Annotated in this window: 21 protein-coding genes and 4 pseudogenes; 10 read left to right on the forward strand and 15 right to left on the reverse strand. The window is 69.8% G+C overall.

What is annotated here, in order from left to right; translation table 11 throughout:
* Window positions 1–12 precede the first annotated feature (12 nt).
* Both OG819_RS45310 and OG819_RS45315 read right to left on the reverse strand, forming a co-directional pair.
* Complete coding sequence (locus tag OG819_RS45310) at window positions 13–1,707, reverse strand: ISAzo13 family transposase (RefSeq protein WP_266652478.1); 1,695 nt, start codon at window positions 1,705–1,707, stop codon at window positions 13–15.
* 177 nt (window positions 1,708–1,884) lie between these two features.
* The gene (locus tag OG819_RS45315; protein ID WP_266655218.1) at window positions 1,885–3,297 is read right to left on the reverse strand and encodes a hypothetical protein; all 1,413 of its coding nucleotides are present in this window, start codon (window positions 3,295–3,297) and stop codon (window positions 1,885–1,887) included.
* Window positions 3,298–4,001: 704 nt separating this feature from the next.
* Here OG819_RS45315 and kdpB point away from each other — a divergent pair.
* The 3 genes from kdpB to OG819_RS45330 all read left to right on the forward strand — a co-directional run bounded on the left by kdpB (window position 4,002) and on the right by OG819_RS45330 (window position 8,249).
* Window positions 4,002–6,149 (forward strand): potassium-transporting ATPase subunit KdpB, encoded by a 2,148-nt coding sequence (kdpB, locus tag OG819_RS45320; protein WP_266655220.1) that lies wholly within the window; start codon window positions 4,002–4,004, stop codon window positions 6,147–6,149.
* A 335-nt stretch (window positions 6,150–6,484) separates the two neighbouring features.
* Window positions 6,485–7,294, forward strand: a complete 810-nt coding sequence (locus OG819_RS45325; RefSeq protein ID WP_266655222.1) for an SDR family NAD(P)-dependent oxidoreductase — start codon at window positions 6,485–6,487, stop codon at window positions 7,292–7,294.
* A gap of 178 nt (window positions 7,295–7,472) precedes the next feature.
* On the forward strand, window positions 7,473–8,249 hold the full coding sequence (locus OG819_RS45330) for a GNAT family N-acetyltransferase (protein ID WP_266630536.1): 777 nt from the start codon (window positions 7,473–7,475) through the stop codon (window positions 8,247–8,249).
* A 183-nt stretch (window positions 8,250–8,432) separates the two neighbouring features.
* Here the strand turns inward: OG819_RS45330 and OG819_RS45335 are convergent, their stop codons facing one another.
* Window positions 8,433–8,822: a hypothetical protein gene (locus tag OG819_RS45335; RefSeq protein ID WP_266655224.1), complete on the reverse strand. Its 390-nt coding sequence runs from the start codon at window positions 8,820–8,822 to the stop codon at window positions 8,433–8,435.
* A gap of 1,250 nt (window positions 8,823–10,072) precedes the next feature.
* Between OG819_RS45335 and OG819_RS45340 the strand changes: the two genes are divergently transcribed.
* Window positions 10,073–10,354, forward strand: coding sequence for a hypothetical protein (locus OG819_RS45340; RefSeq protein ID WP_266630510.1), 282 nt, complete (start codon window positions 10,073–10,075; stop codon window positions 10,352–10,354).
* Window positions 10,355–10,609: 255 nt separating this feature from the next.
* Here the strand turns inward: OG819_RS45340 and OG819_RS45345 are convergent.
* Window positions 10,610–10,824, reverse strand: a pseudogene (locus OG819_RS45345) (B/F/G family RNA polymerase sigma-70 factor); the annotation flags it as partial.
* 1,043 nt (window positions 10,825–11,867) lie between these two features.
* Window positions 11,868–12,518: a type III effector protein gene (locus OG819_RS45350; RefSeq protein ID WP_266630508.1), complete on the reverse strand. Its 651-nt coding sequence runs from the start codon at window positions 12,516–12,518 to the stop codon at window positions 11,868–11,870.
* Between the two features lie 126 nt (window positions 12,519–12,644).
* On the opposite strand from OG819_RS45350, the gene OG819_RS45355 reads away from it, so the two are divergent.
* The 3 genes from OG819_RS45355 to OG819_RS45365 all read left to right on the forward strand — a co-directional run bounded on the left by OG819_RS45355 (window position 12,645) and on the right by OG819_RS45365 (window position 14,130).
* Complete coding sequence (locus OG819_RS45355) at window positions 12,645–13,079, forward strand: Hsp20/alpha crystallin family protein (protein ID WP_266655226.1); 435 nt, start codon at window positions 12,645–12,647, stop codon at window positions 13,077–13,079.
* A 114-nt stretch (window positions 13,080–13,193) separates the two neighbouring features.
* Complete coding sequence (locus tag OG819_RS45360; protein ID WP_266630504.1) at window positions 13,194–13,583, forward strand: DUF2267 domain-containing protein; 390 nt, start codon at window positions 13,194–13,196, stop codon at window positions 13,581–13,583.
* Between the two features lie 112 nt (window positions 13,584–13,695).
* Window positions 13,696–14,130: a DUF2267 domain-containing protein gene (locus tag OG819_RS45365; protein WP_266655228.1), complete on the forward strand. Its 435-nt coding sequence runs from the start codon at window positions 13,696–13,698 to the stop codon at window positions 14,128–14,130.
* Between the two features lie 158 nt (window positions 14,131–14,288).
* Here the strand turns inward: OG819_RS45365 and OG819_RS45370 are convergent, their stop codons facing one another.
* The 4 genes and pseudogenes from OG819_RS45370 to OG819_RS45385 form a co-directional block, all read right to left on the reverse strand.
* Window positions 14,289–14,624 carry a MerR family transcriptional regulator gene (locus OG819_RS45370; protein ID WP_266630502.1) on the reverse strand — a complete coding sequence of 112 codons (336 nt, stop codon included), beginning with the start codon at window positions 14,622–14,624 and terminating at the stop codon, window positions 14,289–14,291.
* Between the two features lie 755 nt (window positions 14,625–15,379).
* Window positions 15,380–15,586: a hypothetical protein gene (locus OG819_RS45375; protein ID WP_266655230.1), complete on the reverse strand. Its 207-nt coding sequence runs from the start codon at window positions 15,584–15,586 to the stop codon at window positions 15,380–15,382.
* A 309-nt stretch (window positions 15,587–15,895) separates the two neighbouring features.
* Window positions 15,896–16,210, reverse strand: a pseudogene (locus OG819_RS45380) (CHAD domain-containing protein); the annotation flags it as partial.
* A 451-nt stretch (window positions 16,211–16,661) separates the two neighbouring features.
* Window positions 16,662–17,081: an STAS domain-containing protein gene (locus tag OG819_RS45385; RefSeq protein WP_266655232.1), complete on the reverse strand. Its 420-nt coding sequence runs from the start codon at window positions 17,079–17,081 to the stop codon at window positions 16,662–16,664.
* On the opposite strand from OG819_RS45385, the gene OG819_RS45390 reads away from it, so the two are divergent.
* On the forward strand, window positions 17,064–17,372 hold the full coding sequence (locus OG819_RS45390; protein WP_266655234.1) for a phosphate-starvation-inducible PsiE family protein: 309 nt from the start codon (window positions 17,064–17,066) through the stop codon (window positions 17,370–17,372). The two genes, OG819_RS45385 and OG819_RS45390, sit on opposite strands and share 18 nt — an antisense overlap.
* Here the strand turns inward: OG819_RS45390 and OG819_RS45395 are convergent.
* A complete protein-coding gene (locus OG819_RS45395) occupies window positions 17,346–19,523 on the reverse strand; it encodes an FUSC family protein (RefSeq protein WP_266630494.1) in 2,178 nt (725 codons plus the stop codon). The genes OG819_RS45390 and OG819_RS45395 overlap by 27 nt on opposite strands.
* 607 nt (window positions 19,524–20,130) lie before the next feature.
* Here OG819_RS45395 and OG819_RS45400 point away from each other — a divergent pair.
* Window positions 20,131–20,376 (forward strand): annotated as a pseudogene (locus OG819_RS45400) (ABC transporter); the annotation flags it as partial.
* 127 nt (window positions 20,377–20,503) lie between these two features.
* Here OG819_RS45400 and OG819_RS45405 read toward each other — a convergent pair.
* The 4 genes and pseudogenes from OG819_RS45405 to OG819_RS45420 all read right to left on the reverse strand — a co-directional run bounded on the left by OG819_RS45405 (window position 20,504) and on the right by OG819_RS45420 (window position 22,843).
* Complete coding sequence (locus tag OG819_RS45405; RefSeq protein WP_266630490.1) at window positions 20,504–21,010, reverse strand: type 1 glutamine amidotransferase domain-containing protein; 507 nt, start codon at window positions 21,008–21,010, stop codon at window positions 20,504–20,506.
* A 302-nt stretch (window positions 21,011–21,312) separates the two neighbouring features.
* Window positions 21,313–21,492, reverse strand: a pseudogene (locus OG819_RS45410) (aldehyde dehydrogenase); the annotation flags it as partial.
* Between the two features lie 139 nt (window positions 21,493–21,631).
* A complete protein-coding gene (locus OG819_RS45415) occupies window positions 21,632–22,081 on the reverse strand; it encodes a DUF1931 family protein (protein WP_266630488.1) in 450 nt (149 codons plus the stop codon).
* A 381-nt stretch (window positions 22,082–22,462) separates the two neighbouring features.
* The gene (locus OG819_RS45420) at window positions 22,463–22,843 is read right to left on the reverse strand and encodes an NAD(P)H-dependent oxidoreductase (protein WP_266655591.1); all 381 of its coding nucleotides are present in this window, start codon (window positions 22,841–22,843) and stop codon (window positions 22,463–22,465) included.
* Between OG819_RS45420 and OG819_RS45425 the strand changes: the two genes are divergently transcribed.
* The gene (locus tag OG819_RS45425; RefSeq protein WP_266655641.1) at window positions 22,796–22,951 is read left to right on the forward strand and encodes a hypothetical protein; all 156 of its coding nucleotides are present in this window, start codon (window positions 22,796–22,798) and stop codon (window positions 22,949–22,951) included. The genes OG819_RS45420 and OG819_RS45425 overlap by 48 nt on opposite strands.
* 327 nt (window positions 22,952–23,278) lie before the next feature.
* On the opposite strand, the gene OG819_RS45430 is transcribed toward OG819_RS45425, so the two are convergent.
* Window positions 23,279–25,060, reverse strand: a complete 1,782-nt coding sequence (locus tag OG819_RS45430) for a helix-turn-helix domain-containing protein (RefSeq protein ID WP_266655236.1) — start codon at window positions 25,058–25,060, stop codon at window positions 23,279–23,281.
* Window positions 25,061–25,184 lie beyond the last annotated feature (124 nt).

The raw sequence follows: 25,184 nt of genomic DNA on the forward strand, positions 1-25,184 counted from the left end.
GCTCGCAGAGAATCAACATGCGTGTTTGATGTTGTCCGGGGATTCGGTGCCGTAGGCGTCGAGGTAGGCGGCCACGTCTGCGGGGGTGGTGAATCGTGCTGTGGAGCGGGGGACGGTGTATTCGTGCTGGTCCAGGAGGGGTTGGGTCTCCTGGATTGTGCGGGTGATGGTTTGCGAGCTGGTCTCGAAGAGTGCGCCGAGGAGGGCGTGGGTGAAGCAGCCGCGCTGATAGAGGACGGTGGCCAGGATCCGGTCGGGGTCAGTGAACGCCTGCCTGGGGCCCGCCCCGGGGGCCCGCTGTCGTTCGTGGCCGCGTCGGTGACGGCGCTGGTGTTCCCGCTGGGCGGCCTGGATTGGCGCCAACCTGCTGATCAGGGCGTCCAGTTGTGCGCGGGTGAGGCCGGTGAGTTCCGGGTCGGTGAGCCGGGCGTGCTGGCGGGCACCCCATTGCCGCGGTTCCGCTCCGTGTGGAGTGCCGGTGGTTGTGGGGCCGCGCTGCTGGGCGTCGAGCGTGTAGTTCCAGTCGCCGTGGAAGCGGTGGCGGGTCATCGCCAGCGCGTCGACCTGGGCGTCGTCGACTTTCACTCCGGTGGGGTAGGCGCCGGTGTCGAGTTCGGCGCGGACCGTCAGTCCGGTGCGGGTGGTGGTCGCCGCAATGGACTGCAGAATGACTTCATGGCTGGTCAGGGGCCTGCCGCGCCAGTTCATGGAGATGTGGGAGAACAGCCGGTGCTCAATCCGATTCCACTTCGACGTGCCCGGAGGTAGGTGACAGACGGTGATTTCAAGGCCAGTCTCGGCGGCCAGGGCGGCAAGTTCGGTCTTCCACGCCCGGGTGCGGTAGCCGTTGGAGCCTCCGGCGTCGGCGGTGATGAGCAGACGCCGGGCGTGAGGGTAGTCGCCCTGTCCGGCCCCGCGCCACCAGCGGCGGATCGAGGCGACCGCGAAAGCGGCGGTGTCGTGGTCGGTGCCGACACTGACCCAGCCGGAGTTCCCGGCGATGTCGTAAATCCCGTACGGGATCGCCTTGCCGGGCCCCTCCCGGTCCAGGAAGTCATGCGTCTTGACCTTCACTGGATCGCCCGTGGGCTGCCACTCACGCCCCGCGTTCTTGTACTCGCCGACCATCTCCTTCTTCTTGCTGTCCACGCTGACCACCGGGTCCCCGGCGCCGATGTGGTCCTTGGCCTGCTCGTTGATGTAGTGGAACTGGGCATCCCGGTCCGGGTGCTGCTTGCCCTCCAGGGTCTTGGAGTTGGCCTGCAGGCTGAAGCCCTCCTCCCGCAGCAGGTCACCGACCGTGTCGGCGCTGACCCTGTGCCCCTGGCGGGTCAGCTCGGCGGCCAGGTTCCGGGTCGACTTGGTCGTCCACCGCAGCGGCGACATCGGGTCCCCGCGCATGTCCGGCTCGACCAGGGCCAGCAGCGCGGGCCGCAGCCCCGCATCAAGGTCAGCGGCCTTCTTCCGGCCGCCACCGGGCCGGCGGACCCGCCCCAGCGGCTCTACTCCCGCCTCCAGCTCATCCACCCCCTTCCGGACCGTCGTCTCGCTGGCGTCGGCTGCCCGAGCAACGGCCCGGATCCCACCGTGGCCCAGGAGACGGGCCTCGGCTCCCATCAGCAGACGCTGCTGCCGCTCGTCCAGGTGAGGGAACAACACCTCAAACTTCACCGCGAGTTGAACACGAATCTCATCGGGGATGCGCATACCACGCCAACGAACCGAATCACGGGAGGCAACATGTTGATTCTCTGCGAGCCCTTACGGGCCACCCCGCGATTGAGGCCAGGCACCGGCAGTCCTCAGGCCGGCACACCTCAAAACCAATCGTGGGGCAGCCCGTCAAGGCGTATCCATACGTCAGCGCCGAGCGCTCCGCGCGCCTCAGCGGAACTCGGCGAGCCGCGGCCGCAGCCCGAGGGCGGTGAGCGCTGCCACCGAGACCAGGGCTCCCAGGGCCCCCGGCAGCAGATCCGCCACGGCGGAGCGGCCGGCCTGGACCGAGGCGGTGAAGTGCCGGCGGTTGATGTCGGTGACCTGGTCCAGCGTCGTCATCCACGCCCCGAAGTGCGCGTTGGACGTGCCCGCCTCCCAGCCCATACAGAACGCGACGGCCTCGCGTTCCTTGCCCTGCGCGAGCAGGGCGCGGATCTTGCGGTCGTCGCGCTCGTACACGGCGTACGTCTCAACCGTCTGCTCCGCCGCGTCCCGCTCGCCGGCGAAGGTGATGTTGTCGAGTTCTCGCCGGAACTCGCCGGTGAAGCGCAGGTCGCCGTGGTCGGAGCGGTACGACTGCCACGTCGTGGCCAGCTCGTCGTCGTACGTCGCGAGGGTCGCGCCCTTGATCCCATACAGCTCCTGCGACTTGGTGAGGAAGCTCTGCGCGTACTGGTCCCGGCGCTCGGGGTCGAGGAGATAGCGGCTCTCGTCGGCATTCCCGTCGTAGGCGATCGCGCGGGCGCGGGAGAGCGCCACGACGGAGTCGAACGCATCACGCCGTGCCCCGCGCAGGTGCTCAGCGGTGGCCGACAGCGCCTGGACACCGAGGAAGACGGCGAGCACCGCGCAGACCGTGGCGGCCAGGACGCCGGGGTTGAGGATCCGGTGGAAACGGCGCGCCAGGTACCACTGGAGGACGCCGAGCGAGACGAGGAGCAGTACGCCGAGGACGACGGCGACAACGAGCTGGGTCGCCAGGGTCGAACGGGCTTGTGCATACCGCGCGTTGAACGCACTGTTGTTGGAGTCCACCAACTTCCGTGCGCCTGGCAGGAGGTGGTTCTGCAGCAGGTCGGTGGCCTTGCGGTAGTCCGCGAGTGCGGCCGGTTTGCCGCCGGTGCGGGCGTCGTTCTCCAGGGCGCGTCCTATCAGCTCCTGGTACTCGGCGAAGTCGTCGGTCAGGGACTCCACGGTGTGCTCGTCGGTGCGGTCGCCCTGGGCGGCGACGGCGAGCGTGCGCAGATCGTGGCCGATGGTGCGGCGCGCGTCCCCGTAGAACCCGACCGCCTTCGCATACGGCGTCGCCAGGCGCCCTTGGCCCGCATTCCCGCTGGACAGCAGGATGTTAGCGGCCTGCGCGTCCATGTCGTTCAGGGCGAGGTCGAGGTCGGCGGCGCTGGTGGTGCGCGGCGCGTCACTGTCGGCGACGCTGTCCCAGGTGCTGGCCGCGGCGAGTCCGGCCAGCGCGAACAGCAGGACCAGGGCCGCGGCGAGCGAGACCGTGGCCACGCGCAGGAGACGCAGCCGCCCGGGCAGGGAAGCCCAGTAGCGGCGGCGCAGAGCGGCCCACGCGGCCACGGCCTCGCGACGGAGGCGACGACGCCCCGGGACACCCGGCCGCGGCCCCCCTCCGGGCCGCAGGCCGGGTCCACCCCCGGGCCGGACGACCGGTCCGGGGTGTGGCTGTGCGCCGGTCCCGGCCCCCGCCTCAGGACGGCGCGTGGTGACGGCCATGGGAGTCCCCCTGTTCAGCGAAGCCGAGAACCTGGGGGAGGCCACAAGCCCTCCGACGTCACGCCACGGACGGTCGCCCGTGTCCCCCGTGTCGCTCAGTCTGGGACCGGTTTCGGCCAACGGCGTCGTCCGTTGATGATCTCCTGACGCTTTCTCAGGTGACCTTGACGACGCCTTGACGTCGCCCTCCGGCCGGCCGTAAGAGAGGCGCAAATTCCGCGCGCGGCCGGGCATTTCGAAGGTGCGGCCGGACTAGATTTCCCCTCGGTCGCCGGAGAGGCTTCGGACGTCAGTGACATGACGGCTTCGCCCCGGAAGCATCCTCGTACGCCTTCCTCCCCGAAGGCGTACGAATGGCCTCCCGGCGGCCGAGCACGCGGCGGCGTTCTCGTCGTCATCGCGCCGCCGATGTCCGTGCGCAGCTCTGCGGTGCCGGGAACCCCGGTACCGCAGAGCCCGGCGGCCACCAGTTCCCGTGTCAGCTCGACCGGTCGTCGGCGTGCCCCGGTGCGCTCGGGCCGGTTCCCCACCGAGGCTCGAAGGTCCCGATGATTCCCGCCGCTCCCCATCAGGCCCCGCCGTCCCGCCTTCAGCGCGCCCCCGGATCGGGGGGAGAGACGAAACGCCGGGCGCCGAGCGGGCTGTTCGAACCCGCCCAGCTCGTGCAGTCGTTCCCCGAGGCGCTGCGCAAACTGCACCCGCGGGTCCTGGTGAAGAACCCGGTGTTGTTCGTCGTCTCTGTGGGAGCCGTCCTCACGACCCTGTCCGCGGTACTCCACCCCGCCGTCTTCACCTGGGTCATCAGTGCCTGGCTGTGGCTGACGGTGATCTTCGCCAACCTCGCCGAGGCCGTCGCCGAAGGCCGCGGCAAGGCACAGGCCGAGTCGCTGCGCAGAGCCCGTACGGACACGGTCGCGCTACGCCTGCGCCACTGGAACTACGGAGCCGACCTGCGGCACGCCGAGACGGAGGCCGTGGCCGCCACCGACCTCAAACCGCTCGACGTCGTCCTGGTCGAGGCGGGCGAACTCATCCCCGCAGACGGCGATGTCATCGACGGCGTCGCGGCCGTCGACGAATCCGCGGTCACAGGGGAATCCGCGCCCGTCATCCGCGAGTCGGGCGGCGACCGCAGCGGCGTCACCGGCGGCACGACCGTCCTCTCCGACCACATCGTCGTCCGCGTCAGCGCCCGCCCGGGACACTCCTTCCTCGACCGGATGATCGCGCTCGTCGAAGGCGCTTCCCGGCAGAAGACCCCGAACGAGATCGCGCTGAACATCCTGCTCGCCGCGCTCACGATCATCTTCGTCCTGGTCGTCGTCACCCTCCAGCCGATGGCCGAGTACGCCGACGCCGCCCAGTCCACCACCGTCCTCGTCGCCCTCCTCGTCACCCTCATCCCGACGACGATCGGCGCGCTGCTGTCCGCGATCGGCATCGCGGGCATGGACCGGCTCGTCCAGCGCAACGTGCTCGCCATGTCCGGCCGTGCGGTCGAGGCCGCAGGCGACGTGGGCACCCTCCTCCTCGACAAGACCGGCACCATCACCCTCGGCAACCGCGAGGCCGCCGCCTTCGTCCCGCTGCCCGGCATCGCGGAAGACCAACTCGCCGGCGCCGCCCAGCTGTCGTCCCTGGCCGACGAGACACCGGAGGGCCGCTCCGTCGTCGTACTGGCGAAAGACCGGTACGGGCTACGGGCTCCCGCCGAGGGCGAGCTGAGCCATGCCCGGTGGGTGAAGTTCAGCGCGCAGACCCGGATGAGCGGCGTCGACCTGCGCTGGGACAACGGCGCGGTGTGCGCGATCCGCAAGGGTGCCGCCCAGCAGGTGATCGAGTGGGTGCAGATGTACGGCGGCCACGTCCCGCCCGAGGCACGCTGGTCAGCGGATTCCGTGGCCGCCTCGGGAGGCACTCCACTCCTGGTGGCCGTGCACGACTGGAACGGGCCGCGGGTACTGGGCCTGATCCATCTGAAAGACGTCGTCAAGGACGGCATCCGCGAGCGCTTCGCCGAGCTGCGCCGCATGGGCATCCGCACGGTGATGATCACCGGCGACAACCCGCTCACCGCCCGCGCCATCGCCGAAGAGGCAGGCGTGGACGACTACTTGGCCGAGGCGACACCCGAGGACAAGCTCGCGCTGATCAAACGGGAACAGGAGGGCGGCAAGCTTGTCGCGATGACCGGGGACGGCACGAACGACGCGCCGGCGCTGGCGCAGGCCGATGTCGGTGTGGCCATGAACACCGGCACCTCGGCCGCCAAGGAGGCCGGGAACATGGTCGACCTGGACTCCAACCCGACGAAGCTCATCGAGATCGTCGAAATCGGCAAGCAACTGCTCATCACGCGGGGCGCGCTGACGACGTTCTCCATCACGAACGACGTGGCGAAGTACTTCGCGATCATCCCGGCGATGTTCGCGGGCGCCTACCCGGGTCTGAAGTCGCTCAACATCATGGGCCTGCACAGCCCCACCTCCGCGATCACCTCGGCAATCATCTTCAACGCGCTCATCATCGTCGCGCTGATCCCGCTCGCACTGCGGGGCGTGCGCTACACGCCGTCTTCGGCGCACGACCTGCTGCGGCGCAACCTCATGCTGTACGGCCTCGGCGGGCTGGTCCTGCCCTTCGTCGGTATCAAGCTGATCGACCTGCTGATCTCCGGGGTGCCGGGTCTTGGCTGAACCGCGCACGCTCCCGCGCCCCGGCCGTCAAGGACACGTATGCGCACGTCAGAAGCACATCAGAGAACGGGGTTCCGGCTTGTCCGGAGCGTGCGGAACCGTTTCGATGGAGCCTGTGAACAGCGCCTGGCTCCTCTTCGACCGGCCGCCGAGTCCCGCTCGGCCGCTCCGTCGTGCGCCGCGCTGCCGGGAAACGCCCGCGTCCTTCTGACGCGCTTTTCCGTGAACCGAGGGGCGTCGTGATCCGATCCGGCGCCCCTTTTCCTCCTCACCTGCCCGCACGTGCGCCGCCCCCTCGCCGGGGCTGTGCGCGTGCTCGTACCCCTGGATGAGCCATGCCCGACTCCACCCTTTCCTCCCGTACCGTCCTCGTCACCGGCGCCACCTCCGGCATCGGTTACGAGACCTCCCGGCAACTCGCCGAGCGCGGTGCCATCGTGCTGCTGCACGGCCGTACCGCCGAGGAGGCGCGCGCCGCCGCCGACCGTCTCGTCGCCATCGCCGGCGTCGACACGGACCGACTGTGCACGTATGCAGCCGACTTCACCCGTCTCGACGAGGTCGAGGCACTCGCTCACAAGGTCGTCGCCGAGCACCCGCACCTCGACGTCCTCGTCAACAACGCGGGCATCGCGGCACCTGAGCGGCACACCGTCACCACGGACGGCAACGAGATCGCCTTCCAGGTCAACTTCCTCGCCCACTACCTCCTGACATGCCTGCTGGAACCCGCGCTCACCAGCGACCCCGGCGGCCGAGTCGTCAACGTCTCGTCGTCCCTGCACCGCACCGCGAACATCCAGTGGAACGACCCGAACCGCGCCCGCCGCTACTCCCGGCTCGCCGCGTACGCCCAGTCGCAGCTGGCGCTCACCGTCTTCGCCGCCGACCCGCGCGTCACCGCGGTCTCCGTCCACCCCGGTATCTGCGACACGGCGCTGATGCCCCTGTACGCGCACGAAGGCGTCACGCCAGCCGAGGGCGCGACGAACGTGGTCCGCCTCTGCGACCCGGCCATCGAGATCGTCAACGGCGCGTACTACGACCGCGCCGAGCGCGTCGAACCAGCCCCGGCCGCCACCGAGGACCGCACGATCAAGCGCCTCAACAAACTCGCCGACCTGCTCATCGGCCGCGCCGCTTGAACTTCCCTGACTTCCCTTCCACACGATGGAGTTGATGCCCATGTCGAAGCGCGCCCGCAAGAAGAGGGCCCGCCGCAAGAAGAAGGCGAACCACGGCCGCAAGGCCGGTCAGCGCTGAGCCCCAGGGGCGACCCCACCACACACCGGGGTCGCCCCATTACCAGTGAAGGGTGACCTCGTGATCCAGCTCCTCCCCGACCAACTTCCCGCCCTCTCCCGATGGTTCCCCGCCGCGGCACCCGGCCCCGCCACCCTCGCCGAGCACGCCCTGGCCACCGGAACCGGGCAATGGTGGGCCGACCGGGCGGTACACCCACGCACCGTCGCCATACGCTGCGCCGACCACGCCCTGCTGCGCGGTGACCCGGACGCCCTCACCACCGGGGATCTCACGCCGCTGGCCGACTGCTACATCGACGCGCCCGACCGCTTCCTCCCCGCCCTCGCCACCACCTTCGACCAGGTCACCCCGTGGGAGCGCATGGTGTACGTACAGCGCACGACGCCCTCCTCGACACCCCGTCTCCCGTGGGGCGTGACGGTGCGACGGCTGGCACCCGAGCACGCCCCGGCCCTCGCCGAACTCGGCACCGACGCGGCCTGGATCCACGGCACATGGGGCGGACCGACCGCGCTCGCGGCCTCCGGCCTCGGCTGGGCCGCCTTCCACAAGGACCGCGTCCTCGCCATCGCCTGCGCCTACTTCCTGAGCAGCACGTACGAGGACATCGCCTGCGTCACGGTCCCCGAGCACCGGCGCGAACGCCTCGCCGTCGCCTGCGTCACCGCCCTGTGCACGGACATCGCGGCCCGCGGCCACACCCCGAGCTGGTCCTGCTCCAGCGACAACCGCCCCAGCCGCCTGCTCGCCTGGACCGCTGGCTTCAGACTGGAACGCGAGTACGTCCACTACGCGGCCGGAAGTCCCGCACAGCACGACCACCTCACCGCATAGCCGCCGCATCACCGCACGACCCCGGACACCGCGCGCGCAGGCAAGAGATCCGAAAGACACCCGTGCAGAGCACCGGTGACGGCTCGCGCGTTCACAGAGGCGACAGGGGGAGGCTCGCGCTTCCACGGTGATGCGGTGTGCCCGGGAACTGTTCCGGGCACACCGCATCACGCCGCCCAGGCGTCAGCCGATACCGAACGGCTGCTGGCCTTGTTGGCCGAACCCGCCGCCCTGCTGGCCTTGTTGGCCGAACCCGCCGCCCTGCTGGAGCAGCGCCACGATCGCTGTCGGCAGCGCCTGCTGCACGGACTGCTCCACCGCATGCTGGATGCCGGTGTGCAGCGAGCGGTGCAGCGCGAGAGCGAGGTATGGGTGCGCCTGCTGGGCCGTGCCCTGCTGCTGGAGCTGCTGCTGGATCTGCTGGATCTGGTGGAAGGTCTGCTCCACTCGCTGCGCGACCTCCTGGCTCGCCTGCTGACAGGCCTGCTGGATCACCTGCTGGACCACCTGGGCGAGCTGCTGCTGACCACCCATCTGCGGGCCGGCCTGCTGCATGGGTTGAGTACCGGTCATCGCCGACATGAATCCTCCATTCGAGGCCATCAACGGGAAGACGGCATAGGAATTTATGCCGTCTTTGTCCGATAGGCTTGAGGATCTGAACGCTAGGTTGGTGTCGACTCCACCGCAATCGGAAGACCGGCTCCCCCCCGTTACCGCGTTCGGATTGCCGCCTCCACCGGCAAACGAGTGAGGTTTTCTCAGTGACGTGATCTTCGTAAAGCGGCGTGAATCGCCTGCGCTTGTGCGAGGCGGATGAGCGGTACCCGGCCACGGACAGGCCAGACGTTGACCTCAAGCCGGTACGCGCCCGTCAGCCATGGGCCGGTCATCAGGGCAGATTCACGGTCGCGGTACAAGTCCATGCGCTTCCAGCGATGACGCTGGGGTTAGGCGCAACGGGATCGTCACCCAACCGCGGGGGGAAATTCCGTCCGCCGCGCAGCAGCAGCCGGGACAGGCAAGTATCAAACTTGACTGCTCGGTCCTGCGTCCCAGCTCCCAACGCGCACACGCCGAACGCGGCAAGACCCGGGCCCGCGCTGCCACCCGGCCCAGGGGGGCCGGCAGCACGCCGGCGCGCGATGCGCGCAGTGCCGATTCCCGGGCCCGGTGGACGGTGTTCTGTCCCGGGAGGTTGTGGACAGGTGACGCAGGTCTCGGCTGAGGGATCTTGAAATGGGTGAGGGCCTTCTGGCCTGGTGTGGATTGCGACGTCTACGCCCGGCGACAGAAGGGCCCTCGTGCCCATCGAGCTCACCGACGACGAGTTCGAGGCGCTGTCGAAGGCCGGATCCTAGTCAGAGCTGTCCCATAACTGATCTTGAGGTCGACAAGGCCGCGGTCAGCGGGGCGAGATTGTGCAGGCGTGCGATGCCCGGCATGGTTGTGTTCCGTTTCCGAAGCGGGGAGTTCATCTCCTCGGCGTCGACGGCGCGGCATCAGGTCGGCTGCACAATCTCACCGCCCGCCTCATATCGACTGCACTTATTAAGCGGACCGTGAGACACCGCAGGTCAGCGGCAGCGACCTCAGTGAATCTGGCGGGGATGCACCAGGAGCTGAGACAACCGCAGATGAAGCAGCGTGAGACGCCGCAAGAAGCCGCAGGTCACAGCATCGGCGTATGCCGCGAAGCCCGAGACCCTACAGCCAGCCTACGAGCTGACACCGTAATGGGCATATCTCTCAAAAGATTTGAATAGGGCGCGCCGGTCTGGGAACTGCGTCCAGGGAAAGCCATCCAATGAACGGAGCGCGCCGTGATCATCAAATCAATGCACGACATGGGCATCCGCAGCGAACACGCCTACCTCGCCGGCATGGCATCCATCGGTCTCAGCGTCGCCGCCTGGGTAACCTCACTCAAAGTCGAACCCAGCCTCGGCCTCGACCGCGCCGACCGGTGGGGGCTCTTCGTCGGCGAATGGGCGCCTACCTTCTTCGGCCTCGGCCTCGCCCTCTCCCACTACGAACAGCAGGACGGCACCCTCAACGCCACCGTCCACGAAATCCGCGAACAGCAGAAGCAGAAGGTCGGCTGACGACACGCGACTGCTCGTCCTCGTCTCGCCAGGAGTGAGCAGTCGCGCCTCCGAGGGTGCGGCAAACACGGGGCGCAGCACAGGCGCGAAGCCTCCCGCGGGGAGCCGGGAGGAGCGGCGGGCCCGCCGCTCGCAGTGAACGGCAGGGCCCGAAAGGGCTGTCAGTGCCAGCAGCGATGATGCCCGACCCCGACGCCACACCCCGGGCAGCCGCCGTCACCTACGACAAGGCCAGCGCCGAACAGACAGCAGGCCGCCGCGATGGCGGAAGCGCCGGGCGAGCCGTGCGCCATCGGCATCCAGGCGCACACCACCTCCTGCCGCAGCGCGGACCTCTCCGGGCCGTCCGGCAGGGCGGCGATACGGCGGAACGCCGCGGCGGTGTCCGGCGCGTCGTCGTAGCGGTCACGCGCTCCGCAAGCCCTGCGTGCGTACGTCCGGCAACGTGTCTCCCACTTCGGTGGCGTCACTCACCGTGGGAGCCGGCAGACCGCACACAAGAGAGCAGCGACAGCTGCTCCCGCGGGCGTGCCTCCGGTGCGAAGCACCTCGGGACAGCCGCGGTTGCGTGGCACAGAGCTTGTTTGAAAGCGGGCTGCCTGGGACCTATCTCCACGTTCGCCGACCGCGCGTCCCGTGGGCGACGCCCCTGGTCGGTCACGTCTGAACCGGATGCCTAACAGGCAACGTGGCAGGCACCGTTGACCAGTTCGTGTAGGCCGGCGGCCGCGTGGTCGGCATCGCCGCAGATACACAGTCGGGCATGAGACACCCCGCGCACTCGATGCACGGCTGCCCTCGCGCGCCGCCTCCTCCCACACCCAGCTGCCGTGGCTGACCGGCGGGGCCGTCATGGGCCTGTCCGGCAACCGTGGAGCATGCCGTGCGCCCTGCGCACCACCAGCTCACTCGCCCTGGCCTCCGCCGTCGGCATCGCCGCCAAGTCGGCCTCCGGCCAACGGCTTCCACCCCGGCCCGCTACCCGGGCGTTGCCGACCGGGCACGCGGCCGCCGTCGCGGCTTACGCGACCGCCGTCACCCTGGTCACCCGGGCTGGGAGCCGCGCTCATCCCCTTGGCCACGGCAGCCTCCGTGTTCCGCGCAGCGTTTCCCATCCGCGGGGCCTGGTTCTTGATGCCGGTGATGCACGCGTGGTCGGACGTCATGCGCTTGAGTCCGATCCGGCCGGACGGGACCCTTGGCCGCCAGCGCGGTCAACGAGTATGCCGTCCTCTGACGTATGACGATATGCCAGCCGTTGGGCGTGCGCCTGCCTCGCGCGCTTCTCCAGTTCCGGCATCGCACACACGGGCACCCGAGCAGCCCACCCATACGCCAGGAAGTTGTTCTTCAATCCTTTATGGATTGATTGGGGTGCCGGAGTTGCTCAGTAGAGGCGCCACCCAAGCCTTGACCGCCGCCGATACTGGTCCCTCCGGGGCTACAGACTTCTGGCGGCAGTCCGCGAATCAGAGGCAGCCGCTGATCACGCAGCGAAATCACCGTCCGCTGTTCAGTGGTGGGCGTCGCTGGTCTGGCGGAGTTGGTCGGCGTGATGGGTGATGGTGGCGATGCGGGCTGCGAGGTCGGGGTGGTTGGGCTTGAGGTGTGGGTGGGTGTCGGCGAGTGGGGCGATGAGGTTGGCGGCGTCGTTGTCGGCGAGGGCGTCGGCGAGCCGGGCCAGGGGTGTGCGGGCACGAGTGGGGAGGTCGGTGAGGGCGGTGATCTGGCCGGCGAGTTGGCGTAGTTCGGCGGCGTTGGTCCGGGCCCAGGCGGTGATGGTGCGGTCGGCGGCGCGGCGGTTGCGGGTGGCTTGTACGCGCTGTTCGCCGGTGGTGCCGGGTATTCCGGGGCGTACACGCAGGTAGCGGCGTTCGGCGGCCTGGCGGCTGGCGACGCCCAGGGGGTGGGCGAGGTCTGCCCAGCTGGAGCCTGCTGCCCGGGCTGCCTCGATCAGTCCAGGTTCCCATCCTGCGAGTTGGTCGCGCAGTTCACGCAGCAGGAGGAGCGCGGCCAGGGCCTGGTCCGCACTGGCTTGTCCGTCCTGCGGTTGCGCTCCGGTCTGGGGGGTCTGGGCGGTGCGGACGGCTTCGTTGATCGTGTTCAGCGCTGCCGCGGCGGCGAAGAACGAGGTGGGGTCACGGGGCTCGGGGGAGGCGTTCATGGAGATCCTCTCGGACTGTCACCCTTTGGACGACACTTCACTTGTCATCGTTTGGATGACATGTTACAACGGTGTCAGACGAAGCGCATTGGCAGTTCCTGCCAGACCTGTGGAGGTGTTTTCGCGATGTTGATGCGCACCGACCCGTTCCGCGAACTCGACCGGCTCGCTCAGCAGCTGACGGGTGTGACCGGTACCTGGTCCAGGCCCTCGGCGATGCCGATGGACGCCTACCGTGAGGGCGAGGAGTACGTGATCGCCCTCGACCTGCCCGGTGTCGCGAAGGACGCGATCGACATCGATGTCGAGCGGAACATGCTCACCGTCAAGGCCGAGCGCCGCCCGGTCGTGAAGGCCGACGACGTACAGATGGAGCTCTCCGAGCGGCCCCTGGGTGTCTTCTCCCGCCAGCTGGTGCTGGCGGACACCCTGGACACCGACCGCATCACGGCCGACTACGAAGCGGGGGTGCTGACCCTGCGGATCCCGATCGCCGAGCGCGCCAAGCCCCGCAAGATCGCGATCGGCGGGGAGTCCGAGCACAAGCAGATCAGCGGCTGAGGAGCCAGTTCCCCGGCCGCGCCGACGGCGGAGGACGGGCATCGATCTCCCCCTCTGGTCCCGTCCTCCGCCCTACGTCCATCGCACAACGACGTGAAGGGGGCAGTGGTGGCCATGCGATGGGAAGCATTCCTCGACCACGTGCAGGAACGCGGCGAGTACGCCACACCCCAGGAAGCCGAGCGGGCCGCGCGTACCGTTCTGGCGCTGCTGGGCGCGCATCTGGTGGGTGAGGTCCGGGCCGAGCTGGCCGCCCGGCTCCCGGAGACCTTCGCCCTGGTTCTTCTCAACCCGCTGCAGGCCACCGAGCCGCTCCCGCCGGAGCGGTTCCTGCGGGCGACCGCGGCGTGGATCGAGGGAGCCACCGAACGGACCGCGGCCTGGGACGTCAGTGCCGTACTGAGCGTGACCGCCGATGCGGCGGGCGAGGAACTCACCCGCCGCATCCTGCTCCAGCTCCCCCCGGGGTACGACCTCCTCTTCGGCCGTCCCGAGCGCGCCTGAGCCCAGGAACGCGTGACCCGCTCATCAATTCAGCAGGGCCGGCCGGCGCCCACCCCCGCCGGCTCTTCCCACAGGCGACAACGCCTTTGCACGAGAAAGGCAACCACTCCCGATGCTTCCGCTGCGTGAACCGGCGACTGCCCGACCCGGCATGACGTTTCACCAGATGCTGGAAAGAATCCGGTACGAAGGCGCGTATCCGACCCGGGAGCGGGCCGAGGACGTCACGCGTGCCGTGCTGGGGGCCCTGGGCCGTCAGCTCTCCGGCGACGAACGCGTCGACCTCACCGCTTGTCTCCCCTCCGAGGCCGCCCTCGTGTTCACCAGCCAGATCCCCGACCTTCAACCGCTCACCGGCTGGGGCTTCGTCAAGGACCTGGCCACCCGCACGGGTGCCACCCCCGCGGTCGCGCGCTGGGACACCGGAGCCGTCCTCGCCGTCCTCGGCCGCCTGGCCGGCCCCGGTCTCCTGGACCGCATCCTCACCCAGCTCCCGTCCGGATACACGCTCCTGTTCGGCCGCGCCGAACTCACCCAGGCCGCCTGACCGTTCCGGGTGGGAACAAGCGGGGACAGCAGCCGTAGTTCAGGACGTGGCTTACGGTGAAGGGGCTCCGGCGATGTCGCCGCCGGAGCCCTGTGCGGGCGCCAACAGCCGTGTGAAGCCAACTGGGAATCCTGTCGCCAGCTGCCATCGCCTGCGGGTCAGGCGTCCGCCGTGCGGCGCGGTTCGACACCGGCCCGGTGTTCTTCGTTGATGCGCCGGGCCTCTTCGAGCTGGTCTTCGAGGATGACGATGCGGCAGGCGGCCTCGACCGGAGTGCCCTGGTCGACGAGTTCGCGGGCGCGAGCGGCGATCTTCAACTGGTAGCGGGAGTAGCGGCGGTGGCCGCCCTCCGAGCGCAGGGGCGTGATCAGGCGGGCTTCACCGAGCGCCCGCAGGAAGGCGGGTGTGGTGCCGAGCATTTCGGCGGCCCGTCCCATGGTGTAGGCAGGGTAGTCGTCGTCATCGAGACGACTCAGAGAGTTTTCTGCGGTCATTCGCACCTCTGTCGTGGGAACGCATCGGGGGGCCCTGGTGCCGTACGGCACCAGGGCCCCGAGGGATAACACCATCTGCCGGCCTACTGCGGTGCCGGCCTTCTGTTTCCGCTCGCTCTCCCGGGAGAGGGGGATGCGTGCGGGGATCGCGTATGCGTGACCGTGGGACCACCTTCCGTTCCGGGGCCTGCGGTACCCGGGCCGACTACGTCCTTGCCCGGGCGATCCTGATGGCGTCTGCCTCCTTCTCCTCTTCCTGATCCATCTCCTTGCACCTGCGTACCGCTGGCGGCCCCTGTGAGCCGCCCAGCCCGGCAGTCAGCGAGAGGACCCCGAGATTCCGTCGGCCCCGCCGCTCTACTGCCGTGCCAATACCTGCTGGTGCGCGGCAGTTTCGTGTCTGCCGCGCCTTCCTGACTTCCTGGCTACGGGCAAGACATTAACCCCCGTGATTCCGAATGTCTACTCCCGCCATGACAGATTTTCTGCATGCCGCAATGATGGTGTTCTGTCGTCCAGGTACGCCGAAAAGCTGCACCGGGACGCGTGGAAGCGGGGAGCAGGGGGCATACCACCTGGCACTGCAAAGCAGGACAACCGATACACCAGGACACGAGTGGCGGCCGAAGCTTGCTCCGAGGACGGCGTGAGACGGCGGGGCTTCCGCGCCTCTCACGGACGCCCCTATGATTGGGGATCGATCTCACGGAACACTGCCCTCGGCGCAAACTGGCGCTGGAGATTCAAGCGTGCCGTCACCACACCTCAGGCCCGCCGCCGTGCCACTCGATGACCGGTGAGTCCGCCACATCGATCTCATCCATACCAGCCCAGCCCGGCCGCCGCATGATCTCGGCCAAACCACGCAGACTGCAGGCCGCCTCCACGTTCTGCCCGTCCACGCGCGCTTGGCGCCCCTCCCCCTTGATGGGCGGGCAAACGATCACGGAACGTTCGGTCATTCGGCAAGCATCGCCCGCAGTCACACCCCGCGCATCCGGACGTAGCCCGCGGTGCCTTACCGGACGCTGTGCTGTTCCAGGAGGCGTGCTGGTTCGCCTGAACACGCGTACGAAGGGTGCGCTCGATACCTTCGCCGAGCCGGCCGAGGGTCGGCGGGATCTCATCAACGCTGCCCAGGGCGAGAGGCACGTTGGGCAAAGCCGGGCGTGCTCCTCTACGCCGACCGCCCGGTGAACGGCAGCGGCCGGCGGTACGCAGCCCTCGACGCCGAGCACTCACGGCCCACCAAACGGGAAGTCAACGACCTCTCAGTGAACGAGTGCTTTGCGCAGCCCGGGTTTCGATGCATCGGCCCACGCGGCCGGCAGTTCCCGTTCGCGCCCTTTGGCCACGGCTTGCTCCTGGCCGTACAGCAGGCCCCAGGTGAAACCGGGCTCGCCTGCCGCGTGCGCCGCCAGAGCCAGGTGCCGCAGGGCGTCCCGCGCGACGACGGTGTCCTGATGGTCCCCGAGCACCTTCTGTACGGCCTTGACGCGCTTGCCGAGCCGCTTGGCGGGTTTGCCGAGCGAGGCGCGCGCCGGTTCGGTGGCGTACCGTGTCTTCTTCGCCGCCTTGCGGGCCTGGCGGCTCCGGCGAGGCCAGCGACGTCCCACCGCCGGAATGAACGCGCCCAGAGAGCGGCGAGGCGTCGCCCCCGTGACCGCTCCGGCGTCCCGTGAGGCCCCGCTCGCGCCCGGCGCCCCGCCCGGCCGGCATGCTCGGGGCGACCCGCCGCGGGCCGGCCACCGGGCGACCGTCGGGCGCGCGCCACCCACTCGAGGTATTTCCTCCACGGTGTGCAACAGAGAGCCGGAGCGAACACGGAGCCGCTCCAGAGGCACAAGGTGGGCTGACCACACCCTGGCTCAAGGGCGGAGGCAGAGCCAGGCACCGAACCTCGGCCAGCCCTGATCGTCGGCGGTGCCGCGCGCAGCCTCCCAGCCAGGGCGTCCGAGCGACCTCGACGGGGCCTCCAGATGTTGAGGGAAGCGACGACCGCCGGTGGGCTCGGGCCGCCGGGACTGGAACGATGTTCTAGCCGCTCAGGGCCTGTTGGAGCATGGGATAGCAGGGCATCACAGTGTCGAGGCCAACGAGCTGAAGGACGCGCAGGATGTAGGCGGTGGGGCCGGCCACGCGTACCCAGCCCTGGATGGCAGTGGCGGCCTGGCGAGCCCCGATCAGGGCGTTGATGCCCGTGGAGTCCATGAAGGTCACCTGACTCAGGTCCATCACGGTGTGCCGGGTAGCTTCGCCGTCGGGGCCCAGGAGCGCGCGCTGGATCTCCGCGCCGGTAGTGAGGTCGACTTCGCCACGCAGCACAAGGCCGTTGTCCAGGGCGGAGAGAACGACCGTCTCCTCGCGGTACGGACCCTGCACCGACCTGATGACGTCGTGGACGACCCCGACGGTCAGGAGCCCCGCGAGCAGTTCATCGTGGCCGAGCTGCTCCACACCGTCCGCCTCACCATCAGGAACCAGACCCTCGACGCGGAGCCGTTCCTCGTCGTCGGCCTGATTGCCGGCATCCGCAAGGTGCTCATCGTGACGGCCGAGGCGGAGAAGTCCTTCCGGTGGAACGTCGAGGGGATCGAACTGCTCATCCTGGCGGGGCTGATCCTCGTGATGGCGACAGCGGCGTACGTGTGGCGGCGCTCGACGCGGCCGGGAGACTACTTCCCGCTCCTGGAGGCTCGGCGCTCCCCGTCGCCGGCGCCGTCACCCACCCCGGGGCGCGGGTCCTGATCCGTCACCTTCCGCCGCCTCGGCCGCCCGCACCCGCTGCTCCTCGCGAGCGGAGCCGACGTCCCGTTCCAGGGGTGTGCGGCTCACGGCCGTCGCGAGGTCCTCCAAGGCTTGCTTCTGCAGTTCCGCCCCGCGCCGCACCGCCGGGCTCCGGTCCCCGGCGGCGGAGCCCTCCCACGCGTGGAGCGCCTCCTCCACGCGCCCCCAGTCCGGATTCCTGTGCTCGCGCACGTCGACCGCCGCCTGCGCGGTGTCCGCCTCCAGGGCCTCGGCGAACCGCTCCGCCTCGGGGACGAAACGGCTGTCGGCCCGCGGGACGTGGCTCTCCATGAGCATCGCCGCCCGGCCGAACCCCTTGAGCGCCTCCTGCGCCTCCTGCGCCTCGCGCGACGTCAGACCCCTGGGGCGGACCGGTTCCTGCCTTGCCCGGTCGTATGCCTCCTGCCAGGCGGCACGTGCCTCCCTGCTCGCCAGCAGTGCCCTGCGCATGTCGGCGTGATGCTCCCGGGTCGGTTCGGCGTAGCTGCGGAGCACCGCGGCCGCGTAGCGGCCGTTGGCGGCGAGCCAGTCCGCAAGCCGGCCCGGCAGCCGGGGTGTCTCCCATGCGGGGAACACCACGTACGCCAGCATTGCCAGGGCCCCGCCGAGCAGGGTGAGCACCACCCGCTCCGGGACCGTCTGCTCCCATGCCTGGCCGCCCATGCCGAGCAGGAAGACGACGTACGCGGCAGTGAAGCACTGGGAGTAGGCGTAGCCGGTACGGTTCAGCGTGTACGACAGGCCCGCCGAGACCACCGCCAGCGCGCCGAACACATGGGCGTCCGGGCCCAGGGCCCGCACCATCCCGGTGGCGAGCGCGACCCCCGCCAGGGTCCCGGCGAGACGGGCCACCGCGCGCGCGTACGTCCGGTGGAAGTCCGGCCGCATCACCATCACCGAGGTGATGGGCGCCCAGTAGCCGTGGCCCAGGGGTAGCCGGGCGGCGATCAGGTAGCCGAGCGTGGCCACCGCCGCCAGGCGGACGGCGTGCCGGAACACGGGCGAGTCCCGGCGGAGCTCACGGCGGACCGCCCGGACGACGACCGGGACCAGCCGGAACATTGTCGGGCGCACCAGGAACTGGGCGCTCGTCGAGCCGGGCGGCATGGGCGTCCTCCCGGAGACGCTGCCGCTCCCGGCGATCTCCAACGCCTCGCCGAGCAGTTCCACGAGCCGCTCGGCGGCCTGCCGCGCGGGGCCCTCCAGCACCTCGTGCTCCTCGTCGACACGCAGGACGTCCGTGCTCCCGGGCCGCACCTCGGCGGGAGTGCCGCGGCGGATCGAACGAGCGGCCGCATCCAGGACGTCGGCGGCCGCGTCGAGCAACTCCCGCGCGCGGTCCCTCCCGGGTCCCTCCGCCGGGGCGCCGACGTCCGGGTCGGCGAGCGCGGCGACGACCGGCCGAATGCGCTCGGCGAGTCCTCGGGGGCCGTGGAGGACGGGGGGACGGGTGCGGGCCTGTGACGGCGTCACGGCGGCCGCGTCCCGGGCCGTCATCAACGGCTCCGGGTCGAACGGGGCGGTCGGGTCGTGCCGCAACCGGCGGGCGTAGTCCGCCACGGCGGCCAGGGCGTCGGCGAGCGCGTCACGATGCGCTCCCCAACGCCGGATCGGGAACAGCAAGATCAGCACGGCCTGCGTCACGCCCCCGAGTGCGATGACCCCGGCGTGCTCCAGGGCTCGCCCGACGCTCGTGGGCAGGGTGATGGTCACCAGCATGCTGCCCACGGTCGTCGCTGCGACGATCCCAGCGGTCGATCCGACGGCCCACGCCATTCCCGCGGCAAAGGCCCATACGGCCAGCAGCGGGAGGAACGTGACGAGTCGCCCCGCGGCCAGGTAGCCCACGAAGGTGCTGAGCGCCAGACCCGCGCCCGCGCCGAGCGCGATCACCTTGCGTGGACGCCAGGTGCGCTGGAAGGTGGCCCCACCCGCGGAGTAGGCACCGAGGGCGGCGGACGCGGCATACGCAGGGGAGACGAGCCACAGCGCCGCCCCGACGACGATCGCCACCCCAGCGGCCGTGCGCAGCGCGAGCAGGGGCTCCAGCCGCGTCTCCTCGATCGTGAGCCCGGATCGCACGACCTCTCCGAAGGCCCGCAGCCACGTCACGGGTGTGAGCCTAGCCGGAACACCCCGCCGGGTCGCATCGGCCTGGTTGAGGTGCGGCAACCGTCGGGCAGGGAACCCTCCCACACGCCCCGCGAACAGGCCGGCGGCCGCAGCCGCTGGACGGGGTGCAGCCACTGCGGACACTGCTGAGCGTCCGCCGTCCGTCCTACCGGGCCGGAGCGCTGGCAATCGCCGTTGGTTCAGGTCCGACCGGAGCGCGGGCGATTGCCCCCAGCCCCGGCCGGAGGACGGGCGGGACGGCGGCCCCGGGTCGCCTACCGCTTGTGGCCGTTCCCGTGTCCACTCGGATGCAGGACCACCTTGGTCCAGCCCTCGTCACGTGCGTCGAAGTGCTCGTAGGCGGTGGGGGCCTCGTCCAGGCTGAGTGTCGCAGGGGTGTTCGATCTTCGCGTCCGGTACGTCCTTCACCGTGACCGTTCGCGGGCCTTCATATACCGCTGCTTTCATGATCGCTTCCTTCGGTGCCGCGGCATGACCGCAGCACGGGTGCGATGGAGACGGCGTACCGAGCCTGACTCCCGGGAGTTGGTGCGACGGGGTCCATGGCTCCGGCATGCCTCGTTCACCCGGTTCAGGTGGAACGGCACTGCACCCCTCGGACATCGCGCTGCTGCTGCGACAGCTGCACCGGCTCGTCGACGCCGGCAACACGGTCGTCCTCGTCGAGCACGACCTGGACACGATCGCCACCGCCGACTGGGTCATCGACCTCGGGCCGGGCGGCGGCGACGCGGGCGGGCGGGTGGTCGCGGCGGGCCCGCCGGCCAAGGTGGCGAGGGCCCGCCCCAGCGCCACCGCGCCCTATCTCGCGGCCCGGCTCGCGCGCTCATGACGACGGCGCGAGGGGCTGAGCATCGGTCAGCCGGGTTCGGGGCGCAGGGTCGCGCGCGTCGATGCTGCGTTCCAGCTTGTGGCGGATATCGCTCGCGAGGTGCCCCGTCTGGGCCCATTCCGCCGGGTCAGCTGGGCATGGGGTGGTGCGCCCGGGCGAACTGCTCCACGACGGCGGCGCAGAAGGCGGGCAGGTCGGCCGGGCTGCGGCTGGTGACCAGCTGCCCGTCGACGACCACCTCCTGATCGGCGACGACCTCCGCGCCGGCGTTGCGCAGGTCGGTGCGGATGCTGGGCCAGGACGTCAGGCGACGGCCGCGCACGGCGTCGGCTTCCGCCAGGGTCCACGGGCCGTGGCAGATCGATGCGACCGGTTTCCCGCTGGCCATGAAGTCCTTGACGAACTGCACCGCGTCGCGGTCCATGCGCAGCTGGTCAGGGTTCATGGTGCCGCCGGGCAGGAGCAGGGCGTGGTAATCGTCGACGGAGGCGTCGGCGACCAGGCGGTCCACGCGGAAGGTTCCGGCCGCGTTGAAGTCGAACCGGCGGGCCTGGATCTCGCCGGGGTGGAGCGAGACGATCTCGGTCTTCGCCCCTGCGCCCTGCAACGCACCGCGCGGCTCGTCAAGTTCCACGCGCTCGACGCCCCTTCACGAGTCGCTGGTTGTACGACGCGAGCGGTAGGGACACCCGCCAGGGCCTGTCCGCATCTCTTTTCCGGACCGGGGACTGCAAGGCCCGGCCGAAGATGCCCCGAGCACTGTCTGCGCGCGGTCAGTGAAAGCTGCCGTCCGAGTGGGCGGACGACCTTCGTCCAGCCGTCGTCGCGGGCGTCGAAGTGCTGGTATCCGTGTATCCGTCTGCTGCCTTGTCCAGTATGAGTTCGTGGGAGACGATCCAGGACGGCTCGGCCTTCCCGGCCTGGACCAGGCCGCCGGGCGAGCTCGGCGGCGTGCCAGACGGTGGGGAACATGCCGGAGAGCATCACGTAGTCGGTTCGCCGCTCCCTGGCCTCTTCCGGCAACACCAGGCAGTTGTGGTCGCCGCAGGTAACGCGCAGCAGTTCGGCCCGCCCGCCGTTGTAGGGACCCACGTCGGCGAAACCGTAGGCGGCGCCGGCCATTTCCTGGCCAGGCGACCAGTCGCGCTGAAACCGCGATCGCGAATCCCCGAGCACCTGCGGCGCGACCCGGGCCTCGGTGAAGGTTCCCAGTCTCCACCTTCCGCCCCCCGTCCGGCATCGCACCGGGGCACTGCTACAGCAGCCGGTCGAACACCGCGGTCACGCCCTCCCAGTGACTGGTCTGCGGGTTCTTCACATCCGGATACATGATTTTGAACGTCTCGGCGAGGGCGACACTGAGACCGCCGATGATCTCGGGGTAGCGCTCTTCGGCCTCCTGGGTAGGTGTCCTGTCGAGGGGAGGATGCCCGGCGAGCTGTTCCAGGATCGGCTTCAGCTCGACCTCCTCGTCGAGCCGCCGGAACCGGTGGATGCACTCCTGGAGGCCCTTGGTGATCGGCAGGTCCCACGGTTCGACGGTATCCCTGCCGTTGGCCTTGGCTGACGCCTGGCCGACGACCAGGAGGTCGTAGAGCTTGGCGTCGACGAAGTCGCCGTACCGCTTCAGGTCGTTCCTGTCCACGTCGAGGCTTGCGGCAGCGCGGAAGAACCTCTCGAACTTCGACACACCCATCACGGTCATGCCTCTCGCCTCCTCACCGGGAACGGACGACGTCGTTCGCTCCCGCCCGCGCCGCCATCGGCTGTTACCCGGTCGAGATTCGCACAGCCCCCTGCTGAGCGCCTCCGCACCCCAGGCCGAAAAAGGGCACCCCCTCTTCCCCTGGCAGAGCAGCATGAAGTGCGCAGGCATCCCTCGGCCAGCCGTACGGCCGTCCGCAGGAGGCTGCACGGCGTTGCAACGCCTCGAACGAGAATTGCTGACCGGACGACGCGACCAGCTCGGGGAAGCGGGACTGTATTAGGGCACCCCGCATTAGGGCACCCCGCCGAGAATGGAACAGGACCGGGCCCGGCGCAGGGGCCGGGCTAAAGAGTGGGCGGCGGCGGTAGCCGTCCTTCTTCAGACACGCCCCGGAACGTTCGTGCAGGAGATGGTGCTGCCACGTACCCACCCGAACACCACGAAACGACGACGGGTGCTCGAGGCGCAGCGCAAGGCCGGCGATCCCTGCACCGCGCGGACGGTGAAGCCGTCCATCAGAGACGTCATCCCCCGCACACGCGAGACCGGACAACCAGCACAGACACACACCGACCCTTCCGGCCCAGACACCACCCACAACAACCCAACCACCCTCCACACAGTCGACCCGTGGTACGTCGGGCTGCTCCACAGCAGGGCGTCGGCGGCCTGAACGGTGTCCGCAAGCCGGCGGGCGGACGGAGAGATCCCGTGCTCGGACGTGTAGAACGGAAGATCCAACCGCTTGAGGTCGATCACCTGGGTGTCGGCGCCCGCCTCGGCGGCCCCCTCGACCGCCACCGGCCGCCCAGCTCGGCCCTGGGGGCGCTGCTCGACCTGGTCGACCTCCACGTCATCGCCCTGTGACGCCCGGGCCGCGGCCCGGGCGTCACCCGTCGGTGGTGTCCGGCCCCCTGCGTTCGCCTCGCTCCGGCCGCGACATCTGCCGCAGCATCCGCTGACGCTCAGGCTGCCGTCGTCCACAGGCGGCGTCGGACACCTTCTCGGCCCCTTCGAGGCTGGTGCCGAAGGCCCCGCCGATCATCGCGATGGCGGTGATGAACCAAGGCCCCCGTCTTCTGGCGCGACGTTGATCAACCGAGGAAGGGCCACCCACCCACTGCAGCTCTGTAACAGGGCAGCCCGCCCAACTGCCGTCACTGACACCGATCGCACGAAAGTTCTAGCGAGGCATCAGCCGGGGCCGCCCAGCACGATCTTCCACACTCGGGTCGCCACCTGGAGGTTCAGCCGGTCCTCGACGTTCGCGAGGTCGTTGCCGCTGATGTCGCGGATGCGCTGGAGCCGATAGCGCAGCGTGCTGCGGTGGATCGCGAGGGAGTCCGCGGTCTCGTCGTAGTTGCCGCCGCAGTCGAAGTACCGGGACAGGGTCTCCACCATGGCCGTGTGGTGCCGGGAGTCGTAGTCGATGAGCTGCCCGAGCCACTCCTGGACGAACGTCTCCAGTTCCCGGTAATCGTTGCCAGGCCCCAGGATGCGGTAGAGGCCGAGCTCGTCGAAGAACGTCGTGCCGTAGTGCTCGCGGGAGTGGCGGCGTACTTCCAGGGCGCGCTGCGCCTCCTGGTAGTGGTGGGGGATGTCGTCCAGGGAGTCGCAAGGGGCGCTCACCCCGATCGTCCCGGACCGTGTCCCGGTCTCCCGGGCGAGCGCCTCGTACAACGCGCGGGCGTGCGGCCTGTCGTCGGCGACCAAGACCACGTGGTCGGAACGTCGGGTCAGCAGCGAGCGCATGCCCACGGCAGAGGCCGCCCGTCCCACGGTCTGCGCGAAGGAATCGTCCGCAGTCCGGTTCGGCCACTGCACCACGACGATGTAGTGGCTGCGGTGCAGGTCGTGTCCGACTGCCTCGGACCGGGCGTAGGCGCTCCCCTCGTCCGTCCCTGCCAGGAGGTCGTCGACCAGCCCGCGGTGCAGCCTCAGCTCCACTTCGGCCAGATTGCGCAGGTGCGCCAGCTCCGGGGCGAGCGACGCGGCGGCGTGTTCCAGCGCGAGCACGGTGTGCTCGTCGGCCTCGTCCCGGGCATCGACCAGGGCCAGCACGCCCAGGATCTCGCCGTGCGGGCGGACCAGGGTGATCAGCCGGTCCTTTATACGCACCGGCCCGGCCTGACGGGCGGCGGCGTGCAGCATTTCGTCCTGGCGCACGGGGTCAGGCTCGGGATAGGGGTCGGGGCGGCTGGGGCCGGTCCAGGACCTCAGCCGACCGAAGCGGTCCTCGACCAGCGCGGGGAATCCAGTGAGCCTGTGCAGTGCGTGGGTGATGGCTTCCTCGCCGCCGCCCGAGGCAGCGACGTCGGCCATGAGCGCGTGAACGGCCTTCTGGAATCCCAGCTCAGCGACGACGGAGATCAGCTGCCGCTGGAGGGCTGTGCGTTCGTCCCTCAGCCGGTGCAGCTCCAGCGCGTCCTCGCGTTGGCGGCGGTGTGCGAAGCCGACTGACAGTGCAGCAGCGGTGTGCCGGACGAGTGTGGCGAGCAGGGAGCGCTCGGCCTCGGTGGGCCGGGAGCGGGACGTCACCACGAGGTAGCCGTGGAGTCTGTCAAGTCCGCGTAGCCCCAGGGCCCGGCCCCAGGGCCTGCCCGGTACGGTCACAGGGCCGTCTTGCCCGGCCAGCTCCCGCACCCTCCGGTTCACGGCCGAGGCATGCGTCTGCCGGTTCCTCGGGCTGGGGACCAGGTCGCCGTCCACCTTGAGGTATCCGGCCTCGGCGCTGTATGGCCCTGCGGCGGCTATGTGGTCCATGGCCAGGCGCAGGATCTCGCCTTCGTCCGGGGTGTCGAACAGGGCGCGGGAGAGCACCATCAGTTCGCGGAGGGCATGATCGGCTGTGGTTGGAGCGGGTGGGCGGGGCCCTCTCCGCGCGGCCGTGGGGTGCCGCCCGCCGCTGCCCCGCCGAAGGCTGCCCTCCCGGTCGGAGCAGCGGCGGTACACGTTGTGCGCACGGCTGCTGGCCATGGGATCACTCCGTTCTCCCCGAGCCTACAGGCGAGCGGTGGTACCCGCTCCTGGGCCGGCTCATCCGAGATGTTCGGATTCTTCCTCTCGTACTCGTGGGGCGACCGGACCCGTGCATTCCTGA

Origin of the sequence: Streptomyces sp. NBC_01549 (genome assembly GCF_026339955.1) — a bacterium.
GTDB lineage: Bacteria > Actinomycetota > Actinomycetes > Streptomycetales > Streptomycetaceae > Streptomyces.

Excerpts from the sequence above, each read along its gene's own strand:
- OG819_RS45325 (WP_266655222.1), top strand. The coding sequence starts at position 6,485 with ATGCCCGACTCCACCCTTTCCTCCCGTACCGTCCTCGTCACCGGCGCC.
- OG819_RS45360 (WP_266630504.1), top strand. The coding sequence starts at position 13,194 with ATGCGATGGGAAGCATTCCTCGACCACGTGCAGGAACGCGGCGAGTAC.
- kdpB (WP_266655220.1), top strand. The coding sequence starts at position 4,002 with ATGATTCCCGCCGCTCCCCATCAGGCCCCGCCGTCCCGCCTTCAGCGC.
- OG819_RS45370 (WP_266630502.1), bottom strand. The coding sequence starts at position 14,624 with ATGACCGCAGAAAACTCTCTGAGTCGTCTCGATGACGACGACTACCCT.
- OG819_RS45355 (WP_266655226.1), top strand. The coding sequence starts at position 12,645 with ATGTTGATGCGCACCGACCCGTTCCGCGAACTCGACCGGCTCGCTCAG.
- OG819_RS45415 (WP_266630488.1), bottom strand. The coding sequence starts at position 22,081 with ATGACCGTGATGGGTGTGTCGAAGTTCGAGAGGTTCTTCCGCGCTGCC.
- OG819_RS45310 (WP_266652478.1), bottom strand. The coding sequence starts at position 1,707 with ATGCGCATCCCCGATGAGATTCGTGTTCAACTCGCGGTGAAGTTTGAG.
- OG819_RS45350 (WP_266630508.1), bottom strand. The coding sequence starts at position 12,518 with ATGAACGCCTCCCCCGAGCCCCGTGACCCCACCTCGTTCTTCGCCGCC.
- OG819_RS45335 (WP_266655224.1), bottom strand. The coding sequence starts at position 8,822 with ATGACCGGTACTCAACCCATGCAGCAGGCCGGCCCGCAGATGGGTGGT.
- OG819_RS45430 (WP_266655236.1), bottom strand. The coding sequence starts at position 25,060 with ATGGCCAGCAGCCGTGCGCACAACGTGTACCGCCGCTGCTCCGACCGG.
- OG819_RS45365 (WP_266655228.1), top strand. The coding sequence starts at position 13,696 with ATGCTTCCGCTGCGTGAACCGGCGACTGCCCGACCCGGCATGACGTTT.
- OG819_RS45375 (WP_266655230.1), bottom strand. The coding sequence starts at position 15,586 with ATGACCGAACGTTCCGTGATCGTTTGCCCGCCCATCAAGGGGGAGGGG.